The sequence below is a fragment of the Myxococcus vastator genome (assembly GCF_010894475.1).
In the GTDB taxonomy this organism is placed as follows: domain Bacteria; phylum Myxococcota; class Myxococcia; order Myxococcales; family Myxococcaceae; genus Myxococcus; species Myxococcus vastator.
Genome location: NZ_JAAIYB010000393.1, coordinates 1 through 7,954 on the forward strand (window position 1 = coordinate 1; position 7,954 = coordinate 7,954).

General features: G+C 68.6%; 7 protein-coding genes and 5 tRNA genes. 1 reads left to right on the forward strand and 11 read right to left on the reverse strand.

Annotated features, from left to right (window positions below; all coding sequences use genetic code 11):
- The 11 genes from G4D87_RS29195 to G4D87_RS29245 form a co-directional block, all read right to left on the reverse strand.
- A partial coding sequence (locus tag G4D87_RS29195) for an AAA family ATPase (protein WP_163785989.1) occupies positions 1 to 1,756 on the reverse strand: 1,756 nt, incomplete at its 3' end.
- A 281-nt stretch (positions 1,757 to 2,037) separates the two neighbouring features.
- On the reverse strand, positions 2,038 to 2,580 hold the full coding sequence (locus tag G4D87_RS29200) for an HNH endonuclease (RefSeq protein ID WP_163785990.1): 543 nt from the start codon (positions 2,578 to 2,580) through the stop codon (positions 2,038 to 2,040).
- A 21-nt stretch (positions 2,581 to 2,601) separates the two neighbouring features.
- Positions 2,602 to 2,675: transfer RNA gene (locus G4D87_RS29205), tRNA-Leu, on the reverse strand.
- 10 nt (positions 2,676 to 2,685) lie between these two features.
- A tRNA-Ala gene (locus tag G4D87_RS29210) sits at positions 2,686 to 2,756 on the reverse strand.
- 5 nt (positions 2,757 to 2,761) lie between these two features.
- Positions 2,762 to 2,834 (reverse strand) — tRNA-Asn (locus G4D87_RS29215).
- A 6-nt stretch (positions 2,835 to 2,840) separates the two neighbouring features.
- A tRNA-Lys gene (locus G4D87_RS29220) sits at positions 2,841 to 2,911 on the reverse strand.
- Between the two features lie 6 nt (positions 2,912 to 2,917).
- A tRNA-Pro gene (locus G4D87_RS29225) sits at positions 2,918 to 2,992 on the reverse strand.
- A gap of 308 nt (positions 2,993 to 3,300) precedes the next feature.
- The gene (locus G4D87_RS29230) at positions 3,301 to 3,888 is read right to left on the reverse strand and encodes a HesA/MoeB/ThiF family protein (protein WP_163785991.1); all 588 of its coding nucleotides are present in this window, start codon (positions 3,886 to 3,888) and stop codon (positions 3,301 to 3,303) included.
- A 9-nt stretch (positions 3,889 to 3,897) separates the two neighbouring features.
- Complete coding sequence (locus G4D87_RS29235) at positions 3,898 to 4,146, reverse strand: hypothetical protein (RefSeq protein ID WP_026113817.1); 249 nt, start codon at positions 4,144 to 4,146, stop codon at positions 3,898 to 3,900.
- Between the two features lie 164 nt (positions 4,147 to 4,310).
- A complete protein-coding gene (locus G4D87_RS29240) occupies positions 4,311 to 5,618 on the reverse strand; it encodes a S8 family peptidase (protein WP_163785992.1) in 1,308 nt (435 codons plus the stop codon).
- A gap of 143 nt (positions 5,619 to 5,761) precedes the next feature.
- Positions 5,762 to 6,916 carry a hypothetical protein gene (locus G4D87_RS29245; protein ID WP_240358701.1) on the reverse strand — a complete coding sequence of 385 codons (1,155 nt, stop codon included), beginning with the start codon at positions 6,914 to 6,916 and terminating at the stop codon, positions 5,762 to 5,764.
- Between the two features lie 206 nt (positions 6,917 to 7,122).
- On the opposite strand from G4D87_RS29245, the gene nfi reads away from it, so the two are divergent.
- Complete coding sequence (gene nfi / locus G4D87_RS29250; RefSeq protein WP_163785993.1) at positions 7,123 to 7,824, forward strand: deoxyribonuclease V; 702 nt, start codon at positions 7,123 to 7,125, stop codon at positions 7,822 to 7,824.
- Positions 7,825 to 7,954 lie beyond the last annotated feature (130 nt).

Genomic DNA, 7,954 nt, shown 5'->3' on the forward strand with positions numbered 1-7,954 from the left:
CCCTGGCGGACTCCGCCACGGCGGTGACGCGGCCGCCCAGGCGGGTCTCGACGCGGACGGGGGTGCCTGGAGGCAGCGGCCTGCGCGCAATCTCCACGGCCAGCGCCGCGGTGAGCGTCTTCTCGATTTCACGCTGCAGGTAGCGCGCGCCGAACTGGGGCGAGTAACCCCGCTCCACGAGCAGGTCCACCACGGCGGGCGTCACCTCCACGTCCAGGGCGCGCGCGCGGATGCCCTCGCGCTCCAGCACGCGGCCGACCTCGCGCTGCGCAATCTTCCGGATGTCCACCTTGGACAGGGGACGGAAGTGGCAGATGGCGTCGAAGCGGTTGAGGAACTCCGGACGGAAGGCCTCTCCGATGCGCCGGTCCACCTCGGGGACCATCTCCTCCGTGCGGCGCGTGCCCGTGAAGCCCATGCCGGACTCGCGGTACACCTCCGCGCCCACGTTGGACGTGGCGACGATGAGCGTGTTGTTGCACGACACCGTCTCGCCGGCCCCGTTGACGAAGGTGCCCTCGTCGAAGAGCTGGAGGAAGCGGTCGTGGACGCTGCGCGCGGCCTTCTCGAACTCGTCGAGCAGCAGCACGGTGAACACCTTGCCGTCCAGCAGCGCGCTCAGCTCTCCCCGCCGCGTCTCCAGTGCCGGGGCCCAGGTGGCGCCGAAGGGGACGCTCTCGTCACCGTCGTTGGGGTAGTCCGCCATGTTGAGGCGCACCAGCCTGTCCGCGGAGCCGAACAGGTACTCCGCCAGCAGCTTGGCCAGCTGCGTCTTTCCCACGCCCGTGGGGCCCGCGAAGAGGAACACGCCCAGGGGGCGGCGCGGGTCGTTGAGGCCGGCCTTGAGCAGCGCCACCGAGCGCAGCACCGCGCCCACCGCGTCCGTCTGTCCGAGCAGCCGCTCGCCGAAGAAGCGCTCCGTCTCCTCCAGGTCCAAAGGCATCGCGTCGTCGACGACGAAGCGAGGCAGCCGCGTGGCCGCGCAGAAGCGGGTGAGCACGTCCTCGGGACCCACATGGTCCTTGGCCGCGCTCGCCGCCTCCGCCGCCGTCTCTTTCAGCAGCTCGATGGCCTTGCGCGGCATGCGCTGCGCGAGCAGGAACTTGGACGACAGGCGCAGCGCCAGGTCGCACGCCGCCGGGTCGATGGGCAGCCGCAGCTCGCGCTCCAGCTCCTCCGCCACGCGGCCCAGCACCCAGCGGGCCTTCTCGGTGGGAGGCTCATGCAGGAGCAGCAGGTGGAGCCGCTCGGCCAGCGCCTCGTCGGAGCGAAGCAGCTCCTGCACGCGCTTGGGCTCCGTCTCGAAGATGAAGCGCAGGCTGCCGGTGCGCAGGCCGCGCACGGCGACGGGCGCCAGCGGGCCGCCGAGGGCCGCGGGCAAATCCCGGATGTAGACGATGGGGCAGGGGTGCCGGGAGAGGTAGGCCAGCAGCTCCTCGAAGCTCTCCGCCGCCTGGCGCTGGGTGCTGCGGGCCAGGATGTTGGCGACGGACACCTCCACCACCCGTGCGTTCGCCAGCTCGGCGTCCACGCGGCCTTCGGCGATGCGCCGGGCCACCTCTTGCACCAGGGCGCTCTTGCCCACGCCGGGCTCGCCGGCGAGCAGGGGATGCTTGCCGCCCCGCGTGAGCAGGCCCAGCACCTCTGTCACTGCTGCGTCCACGCCGTGTGCGGCCGGTAGCTTTCCCTCCCGCGCCAGCGCGGTGAGGTCGCGGTCGATGAGCCGCTCCTGGTCCTCGCTTTTCCTCGTCGCCATGCCTTGTCTGCCGCCCCCTCGCCGGGAGCGCACTCTAACTCCCTTGAACCGCGAGGGTGAGCGCGCAATCCCGGTCAAATGCAGTCCACGGGCGGGGGCCGGCTGCGAGCGCATCGCAGAAAAACCGCCAGCAGTGACTTCCCGCCTGCTGGCGCGCGGGCGGCTGTCGGGGTGGGAGCCGCCTCTGGCGGACTCCCGGACCTCCGAGTGTCTCCACCGAGGGGGCGGAAGCACTCAGGAGGCGGAAGCCACCTCGGGTGGCTCCCCTTTCCCCCACGGCCTTACTCCTCCAGCTCCACATGCCAGTAGGCGACGTCCCTGAGGAACTTCGACCAGGACATGGGCATGCCCTTCTCGAACATGAACGTCAGGTGCATCGCCGCGGGCAGCTTCTTCGGCTTCGCGGGCGTGGTGCGCAGGGCCATGCGGGCCTGCTCCGGCGTCCGGTTGCCCTTCTTCTGATTGCAGGGCACGCACGCGATGACGATGTTCTCCCAGCTCGTCTTGCCGCCCTGGGCGCGCGGCAGGACGTGGTCATACGTGGCTTCGGGCCGCGACACCTTGATGCCGCAGTACTGGCAGCGGCAGTTGTCCCGCAGGTAGACGTTCTCCCGGCTGAACTTCACGCCCTTGGGTCGCCGGCGCAGGCCGCGGATGAAGCGGATGACGGAGGGCATGCGAATCTCCACCGTCACCGAGCGCACGACGCGGTCCTCGTACTCCTCGACCACCTCGACCTTGCCCTGGAAGATGAGCATCACCGCGCGTTGCCAGGGAACACGCGCGACAGGTTCGAACGACTGACTCAGGACCAGCGTCTCCATGACACGGAGCCTCGTGGGTTGTGCCGGAAGCGGGAGTCGAACCCGCAACCTCCAGGCTCTGGACCTGGTGCCTCTGCCAATTGGGCTACTCCGGCTCTTGTGAAGTGGATTCGCCGGGATTCGAACCCGGATCCCTCGGGTGCAAGCCGAGTGCTCTCCCCTTGAGCTACGTACCCATGTGCTCCCCAGGAGGGATTCGAACCCTCGACCCCGCGGTTAACAGCCGCGTGCTCTGCCAGTTGAGCTACCGGGGAATGCGATACCTCCGGAGGGAGTCGAACCCTCGCCACCCGCTTAAGAGGCGGGTGCTCTACCGATGAGCTACGGAGGCGTGGTGTCTGGGTGACAGGATTTGAACCTGCGGCCTCACGGATCCGAACCGTGCGCTCTGGCCAGACTGAGCTACACCCAGATAATGAAGTTGGCTGTGATTCGGGGCACTGGGCGTCGAACCCAGCGGGGCCGGAATGACAAAAAGGCCGGGTCCCCTGATGGGAGCCCGGCCTCCGCGGAGCATGACGCGTCCGTATCGGGAACGCGTGCGTCAGCGGGAGTCGGGCGGACTCTTGGAATTCGCGCGGAGATCGTCAGAAAGGGCCGGGGCCGCTTCGATGTTGCACCACGGGTTGATGGGATACTGAGCGCTCTTCAGGAACTTCCGCGAAGTCGTCGTCATGGCATCACTCCCCTTTCTTGGGGGGAAATGACGCCCCCGGAAATTCATTCCTGACAGCCCGCGGTGGGAAGAACCGAACTCAAGTTCACCAGCGCGTCCCTACGAGTGCCGTGCTTCATGAAGTCCTGCACGGCGCGGGCAAGCGTGGCTGCGAGCAGGCCCAGCAGCGGAAGGTGCGCGCCTCCTTCGCAGGTGGCCTGCCCCGGCGTGTCTTCCGCATCCGGGACGAAGCGCTCATCCCAGCGCACCAGTCCGAAGGTACCGTCCGCGCTCACGGCTCCGTGGACCAGCGGCTTTCCCGCCTGTCGCGCGTAGTCACTGAGCACCTGCCGGCTGGAGCGGTTGTCCATGCAGTCCACCAGGAGGTCCGCCCCGCCGCACAGGGCTGCGACATTGTCCTGGGTGAGCCTCACGCCGTGGGACTCCGCCTTCACCCCGTGCAGGTTGAGGAGTTGGAGCTTGAGCGCCTCGGCCTTGTTCTTTCCGACGGAGGGCTTCACGTAGGCCTGGGCGAACAGGTTCTTGGACTCGACCCGGTCGAAGTCGACGAAGACCAGGGTGGCCTCCAGGTTGCGGCACAGCACCGCAGCGGTGGAGCCAATGGCGCCCACGCCACAGAAGAGGATTCGCATGGCGGTGGCTCACCGGGCCCCGAAGGGGACCTTGGGGCGCAGGTAGATGCGCTCCTCGCCTCGGGCGCCGCGGAACCGGTCGACGACGAAGTGGGCGAACGCATCGTCGCGAAGCTGGCTCAGGTGGAGGCCGGGCACTCCGCCGGAACGAACCAGCTCCGTCGCGATGCGGCGGATGTCGGTGTCGGGCACGGGGCCGTCCAGCTCCACCGGTACGTCCGCGGACATGCCGTCATAGGTGATGTTGAGCGTGGCCATCGTCGTGTGCGCCTCCTCACGCGCCCGACGGAGCGCGAGGGTGCGCCCGGTGGGGCTCACGCCGGGACGGCGATGGGGGCGGGCTCCTGACGATACCGGCCAGCGGCGTTGCCGGCCCGGGCCCGGCTCCCCCCTCCAGGAAGCCGGGCTGCCGGAGCGGACACCTACCGCGGCTCGCTGCTGCTGACGACGGCGGGCTTGGGCAGGAAGTCCTTGAGCTGCACGACGGGCAGCCCCGGGAGCGCGGTGATGAAGCCCGAGTACGCCATCAGGTTGGGCGAGCACCAGCCCGGGTTGGACACCGTGTTCTCGGTGGCGTTGGTGAACACCGCGTTGGCGACCGCCTCGGGCTTCGCCGTGGGGTTCACCTCGAGGAACAGCGCGGCCAGCCCCGTCACGTGCGGAGTGGCCATGGAGGTGCCGCTCAGCTCCCGGCTCTCCCGGTCGCCGTAGTGCCAGGAGGACTGGATTTTGTTCCCCGGCGCGAAGACGTCCACGCAGTCACCCCAGTTGGAGAAGGTGGCGCGCTTGTCCTTGTTGTCGGTGGCGGCCACGGTGATGGCCTCCGGCGCGCGGGCAGGGGAGTGCTTGCAGGCGTCACTGTCTTCGTTGCCCGCGGCGACGACGTAGGTGACCCCCGCGGCGATGGAGCGGCGGACCGCGTCGTCGAGCGCCGGGTCCACGTCACTGCCCAGGCTCATGTTAGCGACGGCGGGCGAGACGTGGTTCCGGGTCACCCAGTCGATGCCCTCGATGACGCCAGAGGTGGCGCCGGAGCCGTCACAGCCCAGCACGCGGACGGAATGGACAATCGCGTTGCGGGCCAGGCCGTAGGAGGCGCCCGCCGCGGTGCCCGCGACGTGGGTACCGTGGCCGTTGCAGTCATTGCCCCGCATGCTGTCGCCAATGGCGTCGTAGCCGATGGAGGCCCGGCCACCGAACTCCCGGTGCGAGAAGCGCACACCGGTGTCCAGGATGTAGATGTGCACGCCCTGGCCCGTCGCGGTGAAGGTGTAGAGCTTGTCCAGCGGGAGCTTGCGTTGGTCCATCCGGTCGATGCCCCACGTGGGGCCCTGCTGGCTCTCGGCGATTTTGACCACGCCATTCTCTTGCACGTAGTCCACTGCGGGGTCGTTCGCCATGGCCCGCGCCTGGGCTTCAGTCATCTTGGCCGCGAAACCACGCAACGCATTCTCATACATTGCGAATGCGGTGCCACCGTAAGCCGTGGTGAGGCCCGTCGTGGCCTGCTGGACCTCGACCTGCTCCAGGCTTTGAGCGGGTGACTTCAGGACGACAATGTATTCACCCGGAATCTTCTTTCGGACGGTGATGAACTTGCCGGTCTGCTTCTGGCCCAGCATCGGCCTGCTGGCCGTGCGGTCCTTGCAGGGCACCTGCCGCGATGCGCACGCCCCCATCAGCAACATCATGCCCACGGAGACGAACAGCTTCAGTGTGTGTCGATTCATGTTTTACCCTGAGGAATTGGTTGTGATGGGTAAAACGGGTGTACATCAAAATCGGCTTATTCTTGAATCAACCCAGAGGGATGAGACTGCGGTCCGTGATTGAACACGCCATGGCGCTCCAAGGCGCGATGTCTGGCCATGACCTACCACGGACGAATGGTGGTTCCCCATCCGTACAAGGCGGCTTCCAGTGGACGTTTCCCAGGTCGTGACAGGAGGTCGTTGATGCCCATCTCTCGTGCCGCGTTCACCAGGTGGGCATGCCACGCGCCATGCGTGCCGGAGAGTCGCGTCGCGGCGATGGCCAGCGCGCTCGCACCCACGGAGTAGCCGCCAAGGGCGAGCGGACCGCTGGCGGAGTCCTCCTGCCCCTTCACGCCGCGAGGCCACTCCCGGCAGGCGGCCAGCGGCAGGAGCGCGCCCGCGGGCCGGGCGCAGTAGTCGCGCACCAGGGGGGTGGTGAAGGATTCCGCGGCGGGGTGCGCGGCCATGGCGAGGAAGGCTCCTGTCCACGCGAGCGTGGTGGCCCGTTGCGTACGCTCCACGACGCGCCCCTTCGCGTCGACCCGGGTAGGAAAGCCCGAGGGCAGGGCGGACAGTTCCACCAGTCGCGCGATGAGCCGCTCTGCCGCGACCTTGGAGGGGGCATGGTCTCGCAGCCGGCCATGGAGCAGCAGGGCCGCGGCGGCCGGCGCACTGTCACACGGCCAGATGGAGGTGCTGAAGCTGGGCAGCAGCAGTTGGTGTTCGAGCGCCGCCACGACCTGGGCAGCCAGGGCATCGAAGAGCGCCGTGGTCGCAGCGTCCTGCATGCCCGCGCGTTCAATGCCCGCGAGCATCAGCAGCACATAGCCCCGGTAGAGGATGCTCCGCGGCAGGGTATGGCCCAGGACGACGTCCGTCCCACCGCGCATGAAGGGGCCCCGGGCTCGTCCCAGCGCGTCCGCGAGGAGCGCATGGAGTCGTCGTCGCGTGTCCGGCAGGGGATGTCCGTCCAGCGCCGCCTGAACGAGGATGAAGGACAGGTGGCCATCGCAGAGGAGCTGTGACTCGACGAAGCGGCGCTTCGCATCGCCGAGCAACTTCGGTTCGCACCCCTTGCCGAGGATGCGCTGCTCCAGTGCGTCCAGCGCGGATGCGGAGCGCTGCCCGTTTCCCGTCGATGTGGAGAGAGGCCGCGGCGGTGCAGGGGCGTTGCCCACCGGGCCCTCCGCGCTTGCGCTGGTGGCCAGGCCTGCACAGAGCGTCAGGAGGGGAAGGCCTGTCCGGCGGAAGCGGGCGAGGGTGGTTCGTGGCATGCGCGGGAGCTGAGCACGCACGCGCCCGGCCGATGCCATCCGGTGGGCTCGCCGGTCGTCAGGACAGGCTCAGCGGTTCCTTCTCGCGCGTGGAGCGTCGCGGGCTCCAGGGGCGGCACCGCCCGTTCACCAGTCCACGCTGAGGGGACGTCATGGGTTGCCCTTGAAGTCAGACGCTTCAGATTGGCAGCGGAGGTTGCGCGTGCATGGAGCTTCAGCCCGAGGTGGGCAGGTGGGACGTCACGCCTTCGGAGGCGGTGGAGCTGCAGCGCCGGCTGCGTGAGCAGTTGGTGCTCCGGCCACCCCCCGGGCTGAAGGTGGAGCGCATCGCGGGCGCGGACATCTCCACGGAGAAGGGGAACGACACGGGCTTTGGTGGGCTCGTCGTCCTGGACGTGGAGACGTTGGCGCCGGTGGCACAGGCTGGGGCAGCGGTGACGTTGCACTTTCCCTACGTGCCGGGCCTGCTGTCCTTCCGCGAGCTGCCCATCATCGCCGCTGCCTGGGAGCGGCTCACGGTGCGCCCCGATGTGGTCATCTTCGATGGACACGGCACCGCCCACCCCCGGCGCATGGGGATTGCGTGTCACGGAGGGCTGCTGTTCGGTGTGCCCTCCATCGGCTGCGCCAAGTCCCTGCTGGTGGGGACGCACGGGCCGCTGGGCGAGGCGAGAGGCTCCACCGCGCCCCTCATGCACAAAGGCGAGGTCGTGGGCATGGCGGTGCGCACGCGCAAGGGCGTGCAGCCCGTCTACGTGTCCCCGGGCCACCTGATGGACCTCCCCACGGCAGTGGAGTGGGTGCTCAAGGTGAGCCCGAAGTACCGCGAGCCGGAGACCACACGGCATGCGCACCGGCTGGTCAACGCGCTCCGTCGCGCGGACGGAGAGGCCGCCGAGCTGGAGTAGGTACCCGGCCTCTGAGTTTGACCGCCGTCCCAACCGCCTCTATGTCCGCAGGTGGCTCCAGCGCTTGGGGACTCAAGAGTCCGTATTGGCGGTAGCATCCGAGGCTGCGAGAAGGGGCTGGGGCCAGGGC